Below are 18,790 nucleotides of genomic sequence, written 5' to 3' on the forward strand. Positions count from 1 at the left end.
AATATTTACACAATGATTATGTTTGTCTGATGTCTGACAAAGGGTTACTTACTATAGTACCTCCCGAATCTTACGATGTAACTAGCAGAAACTTACATTGAATCATCAAATACGGCCATATCTTTGAAGAACGTCCAACAAGAACACGATATCCTGCACTAAAAAAATTCATGTCGCTTCCTTTAAATGGCGCTGCAATACTCCATCTAGTCAGTCCCCAATAGAGCCCCTTCCTTATTAAAAAAAAGAAGCTCCGCGGCATGATCGCCGCAGAAGCTTTCTCGTGCTTACCAATGAATTTGCAATCCCGGCGCAGCCTCGCGGAGCGCTTGTTCCAGGCGGGCTTTGACTTCATGTAAGTCTGCCTCGGTATCGGCCTCTGCCCGAAGCACCAGGATCGGCTGGGTGTTCGAGCTGCGAACCAGCCCCCAGCCGTTCGGAAACAGCACGCGTACGCCGTCTACGTCGATCAGCTCGTGCTTCCCGTCAAAATGGTTCTTCACTTTATGAATGATCTGTTGTTTCGCATCGTCGTCACATGGAACCCTCGTTTCAGGGGTCGCGCAATATCTTGGCACGTCGGAGAATAATTCGGACAGCGGGCGCGAATCCCGGCTCAATATCCGCAACAGTCGTCCAGCGGCATACAGCGCGTCGTCAAATCCGTAGTATTCATCGCGGAAGAATAAATGCCCGGACATTTCGCCGGTAAACGGCACATCCAATTTGCGCATGCTCGCTTTAATGTGGGAATGTCCTGTTCGATGGAAGACCGGCTCGCCGCCCAGCTTCTCGATCTCTTCGACCAGCGCTTTCGAGCATTTGACTTCCACCAGCGCTTTGCAGCCCGGATATTTCGGCAGGACTTCACGCCAGAACTGGATCATCAGCTGATCGCCCCATAAAATGCCGCCCTGTTCGTCCACCACCCCAAGGCGGTCGCCGTCCCCGTCGAAGGCGATGCCGATGTCGGCTCTTTCTTTCTTCACGACGTCGATCAGGTCCCGCAAATTTTTCGGCTCTACCGGATCCGGATGATGATTCGGGAAATCCGGATCCGATTTGCAATACAGCTCTACCACATCGCACCCCCAGCGTCGAAGCGCCTTGGGGGCAAATGGCGACGGCGTACCGTTGCCGCAATCGACCACGACTTTAAGCTTCCGGCCGTTCAGCCGGATTTTGTCTGCCAGCATGTCCAAATAAGGCTCCTCGACGCTTTCGCATCGCAGACCTTCTTCGTCATAATCGAAACCGGACGGCAGCTTGCCTTCGGCTGCCAAGCCAAGCATGCGGCTGCGCAGCTTTTGGATTTCTTCTCCATAAATCGTCGTATAGTCCATGGCGATTTTAAATCCGTTTTCGTCGCCGGGGTTATGGCTGGCCGTAATCATGATGCCGCTTGGCTCTTGATAATGGTGCATGGCATAGTAGAACATCGGCGTTGTCACTTCGCCGATATCAATCGCCTCGCATCCGGATTGCTGCAAGCCGGCAATCAGGGCCCGGTGAAAATCCGGGGATGATTTCCGGTTGTCGTGGCCGACAATGGCCTTATTCAAGCCGGCCTTCTTCAAGGTTTCGCCGAAAGCTCTCCCCAGCCAATAGCAAAAAGGGAGGTCAATGTCTTCATACGCTTTGCCGCGAATATCATATTCGCGGAATACATGGGAGGGGATGGAAGCCCCCCCTTCAAGGGTTGGCATCCCCTGCTCCTGCAGTTCTTTGGTCAAAGGCATCGTTGTCCACCTCTTTTTGTATGATGTCTATTGGATAATGGCGAATTGCGCTTAATGTTGTATCCATTCTTCGTAAATAGCTTCGGTCATCAAGTAAGAGATGACGGCTTCCGCCCCGCAGTTTATATTCGGTCCGTCGGCGCTCAAGCCGTCGCAGCAGCTGCCGTCCCGCTCGTTAATCATTGGGGCTCCGAGATCGTTGCCGCCGTAAAACCAATCGCGGCACTTCGTGACGGCCGATTTATAATTGTGCATGTTCGTCAGCTCATAGGCCTTGGCAGACGCTAACGCCAGCTTCATGACATCGATCGGCTGCTGGTCCCACAAAGCCCGATATCCCGGGCGGCACCACCCTTGACTGCCTACCGGCCGGATCTGTCCCGCTTCGTTTTGCGACAAACCGATTAGGAAGTCAAGGGAACTCAAAGCGATGTCAAGCAAGTCCGTCCGGTTCAACATTTCATGAGCCCACAGCATCCCCCATGGCAGCACGGCATTGCTGTAAGTGATCTCCGATTCAAGCCAAGACCAGCCTGGAGCCGAACTTCTGCGATAGAGCGCGGACAGCCGTTCGGCAAGGTTTTGGATATGGGAGGTCAGATCGATATCATATCCGGCACGCTGCAGCGTGCCGAGTGCGGCGATGCTGTAAGCCCATCCGCGCGGATACCGCAAATGGTCAACCTGCGGCAGCGCTTTTTGAAAGATCGATTCAGCGACCATCGCAAACGAAGGGGCGGGTGCTGCTGTCATTGCCTTCGCACAAGCCCAAAGGCAGCGTCCAAGGCAATCGTCGGAAGGCATTTCCGGCTCCTTGCTCCGGTCATAGGCAAAATTGTTATGAAAATGACCATCTTCCTTTTGCGCCCACAGCAAAAAGGCGATATAGATCTCGGCTAACCGCTCAAGTTGTTGTTGGTCTTCAGGACGCCCATGCTTGAACCATTCGAGACAAACCCATAACGCACGGGCCTGGTCGTCCGTGCTGTATCCTTCGTTGCGGCGGGGGATCGTCCCGAACCCGTGCTCGAGTATGCCAGTGTCGTCGGTCATCTTGATCAGATGGTCAAACCGAACGGATCGCCTTTCCATGTCTCCCCACCTCGGTAAACAGAAGGTTGTACTCATGCCCGACGCTTGGCCAATGCATCGTTTGCCCCAGCCGCTTCATTTTCCGGACGACATCTTGATGCATCACGTCGTTGGTCAGCAGCGACACGATCCGTTCCCGCCATAACGCCTCGTCATCAGCAGGAATCAGCAGCTCGGGTTCATCGGCGAGCAAATCCTGTGCATAGCAGTACGGAGTCGAAACCACTGGCCGTCCCAAGCCGACCGCATAGGCAAGCGTTCCGCTGGTGATCTGCTCCATACCCGGATAAGGTGTCACGTAGACATCGCATGCCGTAATATGGCGCACCAGATCATTCTCCTCCATGTAACGGTCGATCATGACGACATTGTCACCGATCCCGCTGTCAGCGATCATGGCCTTCAGCTCTTCGCGGTACTTCTCTCCTTCCCATTTCTTGACCTCCGGATGCGTTTGCCCGACGATGGCATACAGCACTTGAGGCACCTTTTTAACGATTTCAGGCAAAATCCTCAAGATCAATTCAATTCCTTTTCCGCGGCTCAGCAGCCCGAACGTCATCAGCACCTTGCGATCGGCCCAATCCAGCTGCTCCCGGAATGCCTGCCGCCGCTCCGTATCGGGCTCGGGCGTACCGTGCGGTATAAAGACGATTTTCTCCTCCGGAATGCCGAACGAGCGGTTTAAATAAGATATCGCTTTGCGGTTCATCACGACGATCCGGTCGCTTCGCTCGGCGATTTCCCGCTGAATGCTTGCGTACGGTTCACGGGGCAACTCAAACACCGTATGAAACGTAGTCACCAGCGGTTTTTTCAGATTGCGGATGAAACGCAAGATGTGCCGGCCGGCCTCGCCGCCAAATATCCCGAACTCGTGCTGGAGAGAGACGACCTCGATTTCGGACTGGTTGATTCTGTACGCCATCTTCTCATAATCGTTCTCGCAATCGCGACGCAGCAGCCACAGCAGCGGATCCTGCAGGCCATCGGATTCCCCATCGTGGAGCACGATGACGGGATCCTTCGCTTTCCACTCCTTCACTGCATGGACCGCCTGGCGCAAATGAAAAGTGAACGTGGCCAGGCCGCATTTCTTCGGAACGTAAGTACTGATATAAGCCACCCGGGTCATGCTTGCATCACTCCCAGTCGGTTCATTACGGCTTCATGCAAAATATGTCTTGGGCCGAGCTCGAGATTGTAACTGAATATGCAGTTGTTTAAGTACGCTCCCTCGTTTACCCGGCAGCCGTCCCACAGGATCGTTTCCGATAGCCGGACGTTCGGGCCGATCGTGCACTTGTTGCCGAGCACCACATGAGGCCCGATGACGGCCCGTGCTCCGATTCGTACGTGATCTCCCATCAATACCGGCGGAACGAGGAGGACGCCGGCTCCGATTTTAGAGCCCTTGCCGATCCAGATGCCTTGATCCTGGACGTGTCCGGGAATTTGGATCCGGCTCTGTCTCGTTAAGAGATCCCAGTGAATTTTGCGGTATCTGTCTTTGGTGCCCATATCCGCCCAATAGCCTTGAATCGTCGTACCGAAGACTCCCATATTTTCGCGGATGAGATGTGGAAACGTTTCGCGTTCAATGGAGACCTCCCGATCGGACGGAATCGCTGCGAGCACGCTTTTATCCATGATGTAAATACCTGCGTTGATCCGTCTCGAAGGGGCCTCGTCCAAGCGGGGCTTCTCCACAAAACGCAAGATGCGCCCCGTATCGTCCTGCTCAACGACCCCGTACGCGCTAGGGTCCTCAACCTCTGTCAGACCGATCGTTACCTTTCCTCCGTGAGATCGATGGAAATCCAGCAGCGGCTTCAGTTCAATATCGTGGACGATATCCGCATTCATGGCAATAAATTGTTCATCGAGTAAAGCCTCGGCATTCTTGATCGCCCCGGCAGTCCCCAGCAGCTTATCTTCAAGCGCATACTGGATCGACACGCCCAGCCGGCGGCCGTCGCCGAAATGGTTTTTTATTTTTTCGGGATGATGCTTAAGGGCGATAACGAAACGGTGAACGCCTTGTTCCTTCAGATGAAGAATGAGATGTTCCAGCCACGGACGATTCAGAATCGGTGCCATCGGCTTCGGCATGTTCTCCGTCATCGGTCTAAGTCGGGTTCCCAATCCACCGGCAAGTAACAGTACATTCATCTTCGAAATCCTCCTGTTCCCAAAAAATGTTTCGACAAACAAGCTTACGCCAGCTTTGAACACTGACGCTAATATTGTATCGGCTTCCCTCCTTCGCCCTTGATTTGTTAGCACTCTATAATGTCGAGTGCTGATAATATAGTATTTTATGGAATAGTTCTTTGAATCTTCAAGTTGATCAGGACATAATGTCTCGCATTCCGCCTGAAATCAAAGCATAAAATCCTCTTTTTTCTTTTGAAATCTCATGATTTCTTCGTTTTTTGCCATGAATCGATCATGAATATAGTCGCAGGACCGCCCGTTTTCATAAAAAAGAGACTGCCGGCAAGTTAAAACTAACCGACAGTCCTTTACTTCCAAGCAGTATACTCCTCATCCTATTCGCCGGACAATTCCTTGAGCGATCTGATTTTTCCATGGGGGTGCTGTGCTTGCTTACGCGACTTCCAGGCAGCTTCTTTCCTTCTCTTCTGGTGAGCCATGTCAGTCTTCCTCCTTCGGAAATCGAGAATGTATACCACTTCCATAGGTTTTCAATATTAAGCCTTGTTCATTCATGCGCCTAGGAACAAGAGCATAGATAATGGAGATAGTCCCTTTTGCTTATGTTTTCTTATGTATGCTTTAGCTGCACTCCAGCACATATTCCGGCATTTTCTGCATGTCAGATACATATAACATCAGTAATTAACGTTATGAATTATAGGAAGAAGGCGAAGCATGAAAGCGAAATGGATCATCCTGTTGTTGTTTGGTTTTATGCTCTTGTTCATTTTGTTTCGTCTAGTGGAAGACCATCCATCAGCAGAGGCTCTTTATATCGATGATCAAATCCGCATGCAAATAACACCGATTGATTCATCAGCGGTATCGATGCAGGAGACCACCTTTGAGCTGCAAATTGACGAGTTATCCGGAATACCCGTAACAGGCGCGGATTTCGATTTGAACATTACCATGCCGGATATGTTTTGCGGGGTTTTTCCTGCTTCCATTGAAGAGATTCAACCCGGGGTATATCATGCGACAGTGGTGCCCGTCATGCGCGGGAAATGGCAAGCCGAAGCCGAATTACAGTGGAAGGAGCGGTATGTAAAAGTCAGCACCGTTTTTAAGGTTCATTAAAGAGAAAAAGCCCCCCATCACCATAGCCAAGGGTGCACGGAAGGTATCCAGCCATTCGCACTTAGACCTTTCAGAATGCACAGCAACCCCATCAAGACGGCCAGATATCCGCCGATCCTGCGCATCGCTCTGCGCCATCTTTTCGTAAGGCTTCCCGCAGACATCGCCGTCAGAAGCAAGACCGGAAACGTCGATATTCCGAACACCAGCATAATCAGCGAACCTTCTGCTGCGGTTCCCGAGGCGGCAGCATTCATGTGCATTGCATAAGTCAAGCCGCATGGCAAAAAGCCCAGCAGAATCCCGGTCAAAAAGGTTGCAACAATTTCGTAACGTTGTCCGAGCTGCTGCAGCTTCGACTGAACGCGAGAATTTTTATATGGATGCGTGCGAAACATCGGGAGCGTATACCGACGAAAGGTCCATAACAAGATCAGCAAGCCGCCAATGATGCTGGCCGCAGATTGGAGCCCGACGAATCCGGCTGCAGTATCCAGAAAAGAGCCGACCAAGCCCATAAAACCGCCGATTGCCGCGTAAGTTGCTACTCTCCCTGCGTTATATGCGAGGATCAAAGCCATTGGCGAGCCTTGTGCGCGAAGTGCAACCGACGACACGATGCCTCCGCACATCGCGAAACAATGCGGTGCACCCATCAATCCGGTAAGGGCAACGAGCGCCAAGCTGTTTCCTGCTGTATCCAAGACGATTACTCCCTTCTGAAAACTGCCTCATGCTTCACATTGCTGCTGGTACCTCCATTGCGACTTAAACGCTGATCGGATAAGCCGGCATGAAATGGGAGATACCTGTTCATTATATGAAGCCGATTGAAGGATAAGAATGTCTCAGGTTAGAAAGCTGCGGCGCAAGTATAGCAGCCTATCGCCAATCGCTATTCCATCAAAGCCTGCTACATCTTTGCTACTTCATTGTTAACTTGCACTTCATTGCTGGTTCGTTGCTGCTTCATTGCTGCTTCATTGCTGGTTCGTTGCTGCTTCATTGCTGCTTCATTGCTGCTTCTTGCCTACCAAGCCTTGTTCATAAGCATAACGCGCAATCTGAACCCGATTGGCCAAGTGCAGCTTTTGAAGGATGTTCTTCAGGTGATTTTTCACCGTATGCTCTGAAATGCTTAGATCGCCTGAAATTTCCTTATTGCTCATTCCCTCGGCAACGAGCACTAGAATTTCATGCTCCCTCTCAGTTAAAGGATGATCTTGAACCTCGTCCGCACGCTTCGGGGACATTTCCTTGAGGATTCGAAACGCCAGCTCGCGCGTTACCGGCGCTTCATCGATGGCGACTGCTCTTAAATATTCATGCCACGCTTCAGGCTCCATATTTTTCAACAAATAGCCCTGGGCGCCCTTCTTAAGCGCATCGAATAAATGCGCAATATCGTCGGATACGGTAACCATAACGACCTTGATATAGGGGAAGGCTTCTTTAAGCTTCTTCGTTGCTTCCAAGCCGCCCATTCCCGGCATTTGAATATCCATCAGCACCAGGTCCGGCATCCAATATTCACTTAAGGTAATGGCTTCTTCTCCGCTGCTTCCTTCCGCCACGACTTCAAAGACAGGATCGCTTTCCAGGATCATTCGGATCCCTTCTCTGGCCATCTCGTTATCATCGATAATTAACACCCGGAATTTTGACATTTCAATATGCCCCCTTTCGAACGATTACCAGCGTGTCCCCATCTTTACGTTCCAGGCTGAAGTGCCAGGACATCGCCTTGGCACGGTCGCGCATCATTTGGATCCCGTATCGATTACGGATCATCATATCATCTGGGTTAAAGCCTTTGCCGTCATCCGCGACCTGGCACATCCACCCCGATTCTGTTGGTCGCGCTTCGATTCGGATTTGCTTCGCCTCCGCATGCTTATGAATGTTAAGCAGCGCTTCGCGGATGATTGCGAATAACTCTACTCGCTCTTTGGAAGACAGCATCGTTTCCGGAATGCGCCAATTCGTCTCAATTTCCAGAGCGGTTTCCTGCTGCAGCTCATCGATTAAGCTCTCAATGCCTTGCAGCCACGGATTTTTATCCGCATCGGCTTCATGCCTCAAATTGGCGATGGCTTGTCTGACATAATCATTGGTGCGATGAACACTCTCCTTCAATTTATGAAGCGGAAGTCCGTCTGCTTGATTCATGCGGTCCATTTGCGAGATCTGCGCGTTCAAAAAGAACAGGGATTGCGCGATGCCGTCATGAAGCTCCCTTGCGATTTTCTCTCGTTCCTCCAGCACGGCGCGGATCGCTTTTGCACGATTAAGCTCCTCTTGATTATGTTCGATCATGGCAAATAATTTGGTCAAAAACAGCAAGGATACGAGCAGCACAATGACCGGGGCAAGCCAGTTTCCAAGCTCCATCGAAATATACGGCAGCAGAAACTCATGCCGGACATACTCCCAGACCCCGATCGTCAAGGTAGGTATCGTAAGAATCAGCCATTTGTTTTGTTTATAGGTCACAATCATTCTCCCCTTCTAGCTGATTGATGCATGGATCCATTATATTGCATTGGGAACTTTTAGCGAATGTTAATCGTCTTGCCTGATCCGATTCATCAGGAATATGATGTCTTCCAGCTCTGTCAGCTCCCCTTCGTGTCGTTCCACCAAAGTCCCGTCTTCATCAATGATGATCGTAAGAGGCATTCCGACCAATTGATACTTTTGTTTAATGTTCATCTCGGAGTCCAATACGATCGGAAATTCGAGGTCATACCGGTCAGCAAAATGCTGCACCGTTTCTTTGCCCTCCCCCACGTTGATCGCCAGCATGTCCACGCCTGTTAACCTTATGAGCCTCGTTAAGAAGCGGCAGTTCGTTGACGCACGGATTGCACCAGGAGGCCCAGAAATTCAGGACAACGCCCTTCCCTTTGTAATCGGCAAGACGGATTTCTGTCCCCTCCAGATCCACGGCTGAGAACTCCGGCGCTGCTTCTCCTGGAATAGCAAGAACCTGCGGATCACCCAAAAAACGTGACACGGCATACACGCCTCCGATTAGGACAACCATCAATAGCATATACTGAATCATTCTGCGGATCACCCTGTTCATCTCCTTGCTCACAAATTAGACATACATGTTGGCCGTTAAGCTCTTAAATAATAGCCTGACGGGCGGCTTGAACGCCGGCCATCGCCTCACGTAAAGTGAAACAAGACAGCGGCCCGCCTGCGGACTCGCTGCCTGCTTCGCTATTTCGGGCTTCCTCCGTTTATCCCAAACAACTCCCGGAATGCTCTGCGCATCCCCTCAGCTCCATATGTTTGTCGAAGCTCTCCCGTATTCCCGTCCAGCACCACATTCCCATCCCTTAAAAAAACGATCCGATCCGCCAAAGCTTCGGCAATTTCCAATTGGTGCGTGGAGAAGAGGATCGTCTGGCCTTCGGCGACTGCCTGGCGAACGAGCATGACGAACGTATCCATCCAGTAAGGATCAAGGCCATTCGTCGGTTCATCCATAATGACGAGCAGCGGCCGTGCCATTATCGCTTGCGCGAACAATACCCGCTGTCTCATGCCCTTAGAGAAGGAGGCCACGGATTTGCTGCCGGTATCCGAGAGACCAACCATCGATAACGCTTCCCGTGCACGGGCTTGCCCGAGTCCGCGAAGCCGGGCCCAGAACAGCATGGTCTCCAGTGCCGTTAATCCTGGACTAAAGCGATAATCATCCGGCATATAACCGATGTGCCGGGCATATTCCCGCCGATTGTCCCGGCATGTCTGCCCGTTGACGGTGATAACACCCTTCGTCGGGTGCAAGATTCCCGCCAGCATCCGCAGCAAGGTGCTTTTTCCAGCTCCGTTGCCTCCGCACAAAGCGACCGCTTCGCCGTGAGCGACCTTCAAATTCAATTCTTCAATGACAACCTTTCCCTTAAATGCCTTATGAACCGCATCGAATCGTACGAGCTGATCACCCACGACCTCTTCCCCTTTCCCATAAACCATAAGCAGCGGCAAGAGCAGCACCTATCCATACGAGCATCACACCCGCAAAAACGGGCGTGCCCCAGGGTGAACGGATCCATATCATCCATTTGTAATATTCAGGCCCCAGCGTCGAGCCTCCTCCTAACTTGACGACGGTAAACAAACGCGTCAATTCAGCCGGATTCAGAAAAGTAAGTGTTGTTATCGCCGGCTTAATCCAGAGATATGGCATCATGCCCAGCATAGCAATGAGGAGCGATGGCCATGCGATGACGGTGAAGAACCAGACGCCTACCGCTATCGTTAAAGCCTGCCAGCGGTTGCGGGCGAGCGTACCGATCAACATGGCAATGCCGAGATAAAACAGAGATAACCCGATTGAGAAGCCCAGCAGCTGCTTGTACGTTAAAAAATCAAAACCGCTGCCGAGAAGCCAGCCTGCCGACCCGGACAGCCCGAATCCGAAGGCGACGATGGAGAGCAGCACTGCAGACAGCCCGATATATTTTCCTGCCAGAAACGGCCAAGTGCCAAGCGGATACGTCGATAGCAGCTCCCAGTTGCCCTCTTCCTTCTCGCCGGTTAAGGAGAATGAGCCCAGCATCAGGGCCATCAAGGGGAGCAAGTACAACGCCAGGTTTAACATGGTTCCGCTGGTGCCGGAAAATCCGCTCACACCCCCTTGGGTATGTATGATTAGCAAACTGAGCATGAATACTGCGAAAAGAGCCATGAATGAATATGCCCAAGGGTTGCGAAACCCGATGTTCATCTCGCGTATAGCGACGTATTTCATGTCTTTCATGAGCCATGGCCTCCGGATGCGGGAGGTTCAGGAGGTGTCGAATGCCCTTCTTGATGCGCTGGAGGATCATGATCCGCAGCTTCATCTTGTTCCTCAACAGGCGGGTGACCATGATCATGTATCCCTTCCATATCCATCATGTCGCGATTGACCTCCCACGAATGATCACGGAGCTCATCGGCCGTCATCAGCTTCCCCGTACCTTGTTCTTCAATATAAGCTTTGGCGTCTTCTTCCTTCTCAAATGACAAAATCCCGTAAGCCATCGGCGTTTTGTAGGAAGGATCATAAGCATAGTAAGCCTTCTCGTAACGAAGCCATTGCTTGCTGTTGTAATCCCGGACGAAGGCGGCTCCGATCGTATCGGTCCCATTCTCGATCTTCCATGTGTTCAAACAACCGATATCATCGAATTTAAGCGATTGACCGTCTTTGGTTACGATTTGAGTCGCATATTGATCATCTTTAACCGCCATCTTGCAGATCACGCATACATCCGTTTCCTCGTTAATGGCTTGCGGTTTATAAGCTTCTCCCCCGCAAGCGGATAGAAGCAGCAGCAATGCTGCGAGGATCGCATTCAATTTCATTCCTTTACTCATGACATTCGTCTCCTCATCCAAAAAAATAGTGTCCCGGTACATCCTAATAACACGAGTCCGGCTATCCCTGTAAGGGTTCTCCCTTCCGCATCCCCGATCTGGTTTTCACTCATAGGAGGCGTCATTAACGGAGCAGCATCCGTAGTCCAGCGATCCCGGTCACTTTGATAGAGCCCTTCGAGGAACACCATCCCCGGGGATTGGAAGAACAATTGGAACGCCGGGCGTTTTTTCGTCAGTTCCTGAAACAACGGGTTAATCGCGTATGAAATATCGCTGTTCCCGTCTCCATTTGCATCGATGCCTCGGAAATTGTCCCAATAGTTTTCGATGATCCTATTGTCCTCGCTGCTCCGTGCCTGGGCGTCCGCAACATTGCCGGTAAACCGGTTGCCGGTGATGGAATTGGAGCTGGAGTCCAGAAGCTGGATCCCCACAAAATTGTAACGAACCTCGTTATTCTCCAATCGGTTTCCTGTCGACAGCTCAACATACAGGCCGACCCGATTACCATCAACCGTATTGTCTGCCAGAATCGAATCATGCGTGTCATACAGCAAGATCCCTTGCGAATTCACGTTTTCGCTTTGCTTGGAGAACGAGTTCCCGATAACGGATACTTGCCTGGCCGTCATCACCATGGCACCGGTCACATTCAAGCTGCCTTCGTTTCGTTCGATGACCGTTCGATTCGTGTACATGCAATGGATTCCATACCGGGAACGTTCAATCCGGTTTCCGGTTACACGCGTATCATCGCTGTTTTCCATATAGATGCCGTCATGAACATCTCGAATCGTATTGTCCATGAACCTCCAGCGATGCCCATTGAACACATCCACGCCATTCCCTTTGTCCGCCAGTCGCACGCCTTCAGCCGCCCAATCGATCGTAGTATTCGTCACCAAGCCTTCATCCGCGTCACGGACCGCAATTCCATCCCCGCCAGTCCGAATGTAGAGGCCGTTCAAAACAGCTCGATGACCTCTGACGAGCACCGTTGGCGTTTCCTTAACCATTCCGTCGGTAATATGGAGTCCGGCAACCGTTGTGCCGTCAGCATCGATCGATAGGGCAGGAAGCTGACTTCTATTAATTAATTCGACGTTCCCTTCACCCTCCGTCCGTATCGTTAACGGCTTGTTAACGACAACCGGTCCCTGGTATGTGCCAGGCTTCAGCACTAGCGTGGCCCCCGGATTGGCCTGGTCCACGATCTCTTGAAGGCCCATCAGCTCGTCCTCCGCCCGGGCCGGACTTCCGTGCATCATCGCCAATACAACCAATAGTGCGAGAAGAGCCCATTTGTTGATTGACCTTGTCATTTGACCTCGACCTGCTTCTTCTTCGTGATATGGATATCGTCCTCGTACAAGTGAATATAGACGGTATAAACGCCCTTGCCCGGGAAGGTGAATGCTCCGCTGAATACGCCATCCCCTTCATGAATCGCATCCATAAGCACCGGCTCATCTCCAATCCGCACATCGAAAGTTGCCCGTGCCGTGTCCGATACCTTCATTCCGGTAACCGTTACTTTCATATCCGCCTGGCTTCCTGCGATGACGGTCTCCGGATTTGTCGTCAGCTCCGCTTGAACAGTTTCCAAATCAACAGGTTCTTCGCTCGAACAAGCCATCATCGTTCCGATAAGCGATAGAACCAACACGAGCGAAACGATCCTTTGCTTCATATGCTTACTTCCCTCCCTCTCCTGTACCGATGTAATATCCCAGATTGTAGCAAGTTCAATCGTTCGCTCCTATAACTCATAAGAGCTATTTCCATAGTTGAACATCGACACATTTGTGTCGGGAAAGGAAAGGGCTTTATTCCAGAGGGGATTCCATGGCTCTAAGGAGTCATGGTAAGGCAGCACCATTTTCAGTACAATTGAAACCGTTATTTACCAAAGAATATGGAGGATAAACGGAATGTCACGAGCTCGCAAATCTTCAATGCGCCGATATGTTATGGCAATCATCATTCTCTGTATCGCTGCTGTGGGTTACTTGGTGCTGCAATCCTCGTTCCGTTCGGATTCGCTTCCGGTCAAAATGGAATCCCCTGGATTCGCATTAACTGATCTTGAAGGTGAAACCGTAACGGACAAGGATTTCGACGGGAAGATCCGCCTAACCTCATTTATCTTCACACGATGCCCGGACATTTGTCCTGCGACAACCGCGAATATGGTCGCGCTTCAGGCAGAGCTTCAAGAACAGGGACGTTTTGGGAACGGCGTTGAGTTTGTGTCGATCACGTTCGACCCGAATAACGATACGCCTGAGGTGCTGCGGCAATATGCGGATCGAATGGGAATCGATCAGAGCGGCTGGACCTTGCTTCGTGGAGAAGAACATGAGGTGAAGGAGCTTGCTTCCCAGTACAATTTTTCGATCGTACGCCTGGATGACGGCTTGTTTGCGCACTCCGTCACATCACTGCTATTGATTGACGGCCAGCAGCGTGTACGCCGTATTTACCGAATGGGTGAAGATATGGAGAATGATCAGATTTTGGCCGATATCCAGACCTTATTAAAAGAACAGCAGCGGAAATCCTAATCCGGCTGCTGTTCTTGTTCATTTCAGGCAATATCGCGCTGTTCATGTCCACGCGCCATGAGGAGAAGCTTCCTCCAAGGATTGATATTTCCTCAAGGGATCCTAGACATGCGCATCCGCTTCTTCATTGCCTTGTTCTTGTTTCTGCGCGCGCACGGCCAGCCCAAGTGCTGCAGCGATCAGCAGGAATGCCGCGAGTGCCAGCATCGGAATGGTCAGCCACCCGAACCAATTCAAGTAGTCGTCCAGGCAAGACACCGGCCCGCATGCGGCGGCATCTGACGAACGCGGAAGCTTTTGAATGATGATATGATAAGTTGATATGCCTCCGCCAATGACAATCAGGGGCAGGATGTAAGGAATAATAAATGTCTGCTGCCTGTAAGCCGCGATACCCAAGAGAATGACTAATGGATACATGAAAATCCTTTGATACCAGCATAAGACGCATGGCGTGAAATGCCATACTTCGCTAAGAAACAAACTGCCGCTTGTGGCGACGGCCGCAACCAGCCATGCGAATAATAACCATGCTCCCGACTTATTCATTGATTATCGTGTCAACTCCCTTCTATTGATGTTCGGCCAGCCATGCGGAAATGGATGCAAGCTCCTTCTCACTCAGCCTTTTTCCGAAAGCCGGCATGCCGCCTATTCCATCCGAAATAATCGCGGCGATCTCTTCCTCGGTAAGACGGCTTCCCACAGCTTGCAAATTCGGACCGACTCTTCCCTCGAGCTGATCCCCGTGGCAGGACAAGCAGCGCTGTTTATACACAGCCGGGATCGGACTTTCCGTGTTTGCCGCCCCTTCGCCGCTCTTCTGGCCGCCGCAGGCTGTCAACAATCCTACGATCACCAATGTCAATAAGAGTCTAATACCGCTTCTTGACATGACGCCCCTCCTTCAAACTCATCTTAAATCCGTTGCATTAACCTTCTCATTGTCTCTCGATTGGTCATCGTTTTAAATGGCTCCTTCGGGCTATGGTTTTAAGGACGTTAGCCTTCAATGGAGGCACCTTTGTGAATTTTTCGATTGAAGGAAAGATGGCGTGCCAGACAAAAAAGCTGTCGAGACTTTCTCGACAGCCAAGGTCTGAACTATCAGTGTTGTACGATTGGTGATTCGTATTCTATCTTTACGCCTCGTCAATCATTTGCCGCTCAATGAGCTTCATCTCATAAAAATATCCCTTTTGTTCCATCAGCTCCGTATAAGTTCCCGCTTCAACAACCCTCCCTTGGTCCAAAACAACAATCCGGTCCATTTTCTCCAAACCGGTCAGCCGATGGCAAATCAGCAGGAGGGTATCATCGGCAGCTTCCGTCAACAAATGCGAGAGAACACGCTGTTCCGTCACGTAATCCAGGGAAGACGTCGGTTCGTCCAGAAGCCATAAACGTCCCTTGCGCAGCATCACTCTGGCCAAGGCCAAGCGCTGTTTCTCCCCATCTGACAAATTCTCTCCTTTTTCATATACGGGATCATCAAGCGATTTGTTCGGAAGCAGCGCTTTCTCCAATACTGCCGCCAGCTCCTCGTCTGTATAGGATTCCTCGTCCAGCAGCAGGTTGTCCCGGATCGTCCCCCGGAAAAAATGGCTGTGCTGCAGCACCACATTCGACGCCTGCCAAATGCTCGCTTCATTCAGTTCTTGAACCGATATATCGTTCAATCGGATCAGGCCGCTTGTTGGCACGCGCAGCTTGAGCAGCAAATCGATGAGGGTTGATTTTCCTGAGCCGCTCGGACCGACAATCGCGGTCTTGGATCCCGGCGGAATAGACAGGGTAATGCCTTTCAGCGCAGGACGGCATTCATCTTCATACTGAAACGAAACACCGCACAGCTCGACTGATACGGCTTTATCGGTGGATAAAGCACCGCTTGGCTGGGGCTGCCGCCGATCAGCGTCAAGAACCGTTTCCGCCAGCCTATTGGCCGCATGCTCGCTATCCTGCTTATAAGCAGGAAGTGTGGCCATTGGGGCCGCCTCTTCAAATACAGTCAGCGAAGCCATGACCAGCATGGCGAGAAATACGCCGGCTAGCGAACCGTTCATGATGAATACCGCGCCAAGGACCAGCACTCCCCAGGAAATAAGATAGGCCACGAAAGCATGCAGCGATTGACCGCGCAGCAAGTGGCGCGCTGCCGCCTCCTGCTCGGCCGCCAATGCGGCGGAGGCATCCTGCAGAAGCTGCTCGCGCTTTTTCATTTGCCCGTATACTTTTAGATCGCGGTAACCATACAGCATTTCGGCCACTTCCGTGGACAGCTCGGCCCTTTTCTCGCGTACGCGCCCCTGTCTTCTACGCTGCCCCAGCAGCACGATTCCAGGAACCACAAAAGCCGTAATCAACATCCCCAGCACGAACAAACAGGCAATCCAGATCGAAAAGACGGAGGTGAATATTACCGTAGCCAGAAACACCATGACAACAATGACCGGAGGATAGGCGACGCGTAAAAAATAATGCTGCAGGCTTTCCACATCCCCAACGATTCGTGCAAGCAGGCCTCCGCTGCGGTTTCTGCCCAAAATGCCGGGGGTCAAAGGAATCAGCTTGGCAAAGAATGAGGTGCGCAGCCGGCTGAGCATCGAGAATGTCGCCCGATGGGAATACAAGCGCTCGGCGTAGCGGCTTGCCGCCCGCAGCAATCCAAGAATCTTCACGAGGGAGGTTAGGACGATCAAGGTATAGAGCGGCGGGGCAAATACGGTCTGGGAGATCAAATATCCGCTAGCGGAAAACAGGCTCACCCCCGCGATGCCTGCAATGAATCCGCCAACGATTGCGATGGCAATATCCTTCCGCTCCTGAATCATGGCTTTGGTTAGAATCGCCAGCTCACTCATGCAAATCCCCCTTTCCGCTGCGCATTGACCATTTCGGCATACTGGGGCAGCCGTGCAAGCAGCTCCTCATGGCTCCCGCTGTCCAGAAGCACTCCGTCGTCCATATACAATATCCGGTCGGCATGCCGGATCGTGTACAATCGGTGGGCTACGGTAATCATGGTTGCGCTGCCTGCCAGCTCGGCAATGGACCGCTGCAGAACGCGTTCGGTGTGCAAATCCAGTCCCACCGTAGGCTCGTCGAACAAAATAACCGCGGGCCGCTTTAAAAAAGCGCGCGCCAGCGCCAGCCTTTGCTTCTCGCCCCCTGATAACCCCCGGCCTCCTTCGCCGACGGGGGTGTCATAGCCTAACTCCAGTTCGTCTGCAACAACTGCAAGCCCGGTGGCCTTCGCGGCCTCCACCATTTCGTCCCGGGAGACTTCCCGGCTTGCGCCAATTGCAATGTTCTCGGCTAACGTACCGGCAAAAATATAGGGATGCTGCGTAATATAACTAACTTGGTCAAACCATAGAGCCTCGTCCATTTGCCAACGCGGGCGTCCGTTCACCAGCACTTCCCCCGACGTCGGCTTCAGCAGCCCGGCAAGAAGATGCAGCAAGGTGGTTTTGCCGGACCCGCTTTTTCCGACGATGGCGATCTGCTCCCCCGCTCCAAACGATATAGAGCCGACTGCAAGCTCGAACGAATCCGGTGCATACCGAAATCGGACATCTCTCAGCTCGATGGTTGGCGGCATCCGAATCGAGCTCCGATCGGCAAACCCAGGAGTATCCGCTGGATCCATCTGCTCGGTCTGTTGCGTTTTATCCATATTTTCGCCGCCATCCTGCCAATTCGTTAATAAAGCCTCGGTTTCACTTCTTTCCGCGAGCAGCTCCTCAACTTTACGAATTGCCCCCATGCTTGTACGCCCGCTGTGAAAAGCCGTTCCCGTGTTTTTTAGCAGGCTGTAAAACTCAGGCACCAGCAGCAGGATAAAGAACGCGGTCTGAAAGGACAGCGATTTGAAAACAAGCAGCTGCAGGGCCAGCTCAAGCGCAACAATGCCTATGCTCAGCATGACGATGGACTCCAGCATGAAGGTGTTGGTAAACGCAATCCGCAGAATCCCCATCGTGGCATCGCGATAGCCTAAGCTGCTGCGTTCAATTGCCTGCTGCTGGAGGTGAGCCCGCCCGAACAGCTTGAGCGAAACCAGCCCTTGAAGGGAGTCTAGAAACGTGCCGGAGAATTCGGCCAGCTGCGCAAATTTCTCCTCCGATTTGTTCTTTGTTTGCAGCCCAACGAGAATCATAAATATCGGGATAAAAGGAGCTGTCGCTAGCATTATCAAGCCGGAATTCAAATGCTGAGCAAAAACCATAATCAAGATCAGGACAGGAATAACCGCTGCTTCCATCATTCGCGGCATATACTGGCTGAAGTAACTGTCCGCCTCATCCACGGCATCCAGCGCCACACTCACCTTGCCGCCCGTTTGCCCGCGAAGCGACATCGGCATCGAAGCATTGGACAGTTTACGAAGCACCGCTGCTCGCATGCTCGTTTTGGCACTGGAAGCCATTTGCAAGCCGATTCTCCCGTTTCCATACGACAGCAGCGTCCGCGCTGCCATCACGCCAATCAATGCACCAAGAATACCAGCAACCGACGCCAAGGACGATCTCTGAACAAAAATCCTCTCGACTGCTTCGGCGAGCAGCACCGCCTGGACTGTGATGGCTGCACCGAGCGCAAGCGACGTGAACCCTAAGAGGATAAGACGTTTCCTCTGTGCAGACATTTGTTCAGACAGCAGGCTGCTTTTCTTTTTCAAGTAATCTCCACCTCCTGTTTACGCACTCC

General features: G+C 51.9%; 19 protein-coding genes and 1 pseudogene. 2 read left to right on the forward strand and 18 right to left on the reverse strand.

Annotated elements, in window-relative coordinates; genetic code table 11:
• Nucleotides 1-287 precede the first annotated feature (287 nt).
• From NST08_RS16435 to NST08_RS16455, 5 genes are all read right to left on the reverse strand, one after another.
• Entirely contained in the window at nucleotides 288-1,706 is a 1,419-nt protein-coding gene (locus tag NST08_RS16435; protein WP_341342637.1) for a phosphomannomutase/phosphoglucomutase, read from the reverse strand.
• Nucleotides 1,707-1,790: 84 nt separating this feature from the next.
• Complete coding sequence (locus tag NST08_RS16440; RefSeq protein WP_341342001.1) at nucleotides 1,791-2,831, reverse strand: glycosyl transferase; 1,041 nt, start codon at nucleotides 2,829-2,831, stop codon at nucleotides 1,791-1,793.
• The gene (locus NST08_RS16445) at nucleotides 2,806-3,966 is read right to left on the reverse strand and encodes a glycosyltransferase family 4 protein (protein WP_341342002.1); all 1,161 of its coding nucleotides are present in this window, start codon (nucleotides 3,964-3,966) and stop codon (nucleotides 2,806-2,808) included. Before NST08_RS16445 ends, NST08_RS16440 begins: the two co-directional genes overlap by 26 nt.
• Nucleotides 3,963-5,003 carry an NDP-sugar synthase gene (locus NST08_RS16450; RefSeq protein WP_341342003.1) on the reverse strand — a complete coding sequence of 347 codons (1,041 nt, stop codon included), beginning with the start codon at nucleotides 5,001-5,003 and terminating at the stop codon, nucleotides 3,963-3,965. Before NST08_RS16450 ends, NST08_RS16445 begins: the two co-directional genes overlap by 4 nt.
• A 380-nt stretch (nucleotides 5,004-5,383) precedes the next feature.
• A complete protein-coding gene (locus tag NST08_RS16455) occupies nucleotides 5,384-5,488 on the reverse strand; it encodes a DUF6254 family protein (RefSeq protein WP_222119631.1) in 105 nt (34 codons plus the stop codon).
• 238 nt (nucleotides 5,489-5,726) lie between these two features.
• On the opposite strand from NST08_RS16455, the gene NST08_RS16460 reads away from it, so the two are divergent.
• Nucleotides 5,727-6,131 carry a FixH family protein gene (locus NST08_RS16460; protein WP_341342004.1) on the forward strand — a complete coding sequence of 135 codons (405 nt, stop codon included), beginning with the start codon at nucleotides 5,727-5,729 and terminating at the stop codon, nucleotides 6,129-6,131.
• A gap of 17 nt (nucleotides 6,132-6,148) precedes the next feature.
• On the opposite strand, the gene NST08_RS16465 is transcribed toward NST08_RS16460, so the two are convergent.
• The 9 genes and pseudogenes from NST08_RS16465 to NST08_RS16510 all read right to left on the reverse strand — a co-directional run bounded on the left by NST08_RS16465 (nucleotide 6,149) and on the right by NST08_RS16510 (nucleotide 13,203).
• A complete protein-coding gene (locus NST08_RS16465; RefSeq protein WP_445670729.1) occupies nucleotides 6,149-6,787 on the reverse strand; it encodes a sulfite exporter TauE/SafE family protein in 639 nt (212 codons plus the stop codon).
• 357 nt (nucleotides 6,788-7,144) lie between these two features.
• Complete coding sequence (locus tag NST08_RS16470; RefSeq protein WP_144868529.1) at nucleotides 7,145-7,798, reverse strand: response regulator; 654 nt, start codon at nucleotides 7,796-7,798, stop codon at nucleotides 7,145-7,147.
• A 1-nt stretch (nucleotide 7,799) separates the two neighbouring features.
• Nucleotides 7,800-8,630: a sensor histidine kinase gene (locus NST08_RS16475; RefSeq protein ID WP_144868527.1), complete on the reverse strand. Its 831-nt coding sequence runs from the start codon at nucleotides 8,628-8,630 to the stop codon at nucleotides 7,800-7,802.
• A gap of 63 nt (nucleotides 8,631-8,693) precedes the next feature.
• Nucleotides 8,694-9,219, reverse strand: a pseudogene (locus NST08_RS29925) (redoxin domain-containing protein).
• A gap of 140 nt (nucleotides 9,220-9,359) precedes the next feature.
• The gene (locus tag NST08_RS16490) at nucleotides 9,360-10,094 is read right to left on the reverse strand and encodes an ABC transporter ATP-binding protein (protein ID WP_028404260.1); all 735 of its coding nucleotides are present in this window, start codon (nucleotides 10,092-10,094) and stop codon (nucleotides 9,360-9,362) included.
• Entirely contained in the window at nucleotides 10,087-10,908 is an 822-nt protein-coding gene (locus tag NST08_RS16495) for an ABC transporter permease (RefSeq protein ID WP_007131329.1), read from the reverse strand. Before NST08_RS16495 ends, NST08_RS16490 begins: the two co-directional genes overlap by 8 nt.
• Nucleotides 10,905-11,510, reverse strand: a complete 606-nt coding sequence (locus NST08_RS16500; protein WP_007131328.1) for a nitrous oxide reductase accessory protein NosL — start codon at nucleotides 11,508-11,510, stop codon at nucleotides 10,905-10,907. The genes NST08_RS16495 and NST08_RS16500 overlap by 4 nt, the downstream gene beginning before the upstream one ends.
• Nucleotides 11,507-12,835: a right-handed parallel beta-helix repeat-containing protein gene (locus NST08_RS16505; protein WP_341342007.1), complete on the reverse strand. Its 1,329-nt coding sequence runs from the start codon at nucleotides 12,833-12,835 to the stop codon at nucleotides 11,507-11,509. Before NST08_RS16505 ends, NST08_RS16500 begins: the two co-directional genes overlap by 4 nt.
• Nucleotides 12,832-13,203 carry a hypothetical protein gene (locus tag NST08_RS16510; RefSeq protein WP_144868521.1) on the reverse strand — a complete coding sequence of 124 codons (372 nt, stop codon included), beginning with the start codon at nucleotides 13,201-13,203 and terminating at the stop codon, nucleotides 12,832-12,834. Before NST08_RS16510 ends, NST08_RS16505 begins: the two co-directional genes overlap by 4 nt.
• A 241-nt stretch (nucleotides 13,204-13,444) precedes the next feature.
• Between NST08_RS16510 and NST08_RS16515 the strand changes: the two genes are divergently transcribed.
• Nucleotides 13,445-14,077, forward strand: coding sequence for an SCO family protein (locus NST08_RS16515; RefSeq protein WP_007131325.1), 633 nt, complete (start codon nucleotides 13,445-13,447; stop codon nucleotides 14,075-14,077).
• 102 nt (nucleotides 14,078-14,179) lie between these two features.
• On the opposite strand, the gene NST08_RS16520 is transcribed toward NST08_RS16515, so the two are convergent.
• The 4 genes from NST08_RS16520 to cydD all read right to left on the reverse strand — a co-directional run bounded on the left by NST08_RS16520 (nucleotide 14,180) and on the right by cydD (nucleotide 18,761).
• Complete coding sequence (locus NST08_RS16520) at nucleotides 14,180-14,626, reverse strand: disulfide oxidoreductase (RefSeq protein WP_007131324.1); 447 nt, start codon at nucleotides 14,624-14,626, stop codon at nucleotides 14,180-14,182.
• Nucleotides 14,627-14,648: 22 nt separating this feature from the next.
• Complete coding sequence (locus NST08_RS16525) at nucleotides 14,649-14,972, reverse strand: c-type cytochrome (RefSeq protein WP_007131323.1); 324 nt, start codon at nucleotides 14,970-14,972, stop codon at nucleotides 14,649-14,651.
• Between the two features lie 247 nt (nucleotides 14,973-15,219).
• Nucleotides 15,220-16,941 (reverse strand): thiol reductant ABC exporter subunit CydC, encoded by a 1,722-nt coding sequence (gene cydC, locus NST08_RS16530; RefSeq protein ID WP_007131322.1) that lies wholly within the window; start codon nucleotides 16,939-16,941, stop codon nucleotides 15,220-15,222.
• Nucleotides 16,938-18,761, reverse strand: a complete 1,824-nt coding sequence (gene cydD, locus NST08_RS16535) for a thiol reductant ABC exporter subunit CydD (RefSeq protein ID WP_251534959.1) — start codon at nucleotides 18,759-18,761, stop codon at nucleotides 16,938-16,940. The genes cydC and cydD overlap by 4 nt, the downstream gene beginning before the upstream one ends.
• Nucleotides 18,762-18,790 lie beyond the last annotated feature (29 nt).

This window comes from Paenibacillus sp. FSL K6-1566, from assembly GCF_038050475.1.
In the GTDB taxonomy this organism is placed as follows: Bacteria; Bacillota; Bacilli; order Paenibacillales; family Paenibacillaceae; genus Paenibacillus_AQ; species Paenibacillus_AQ lactis.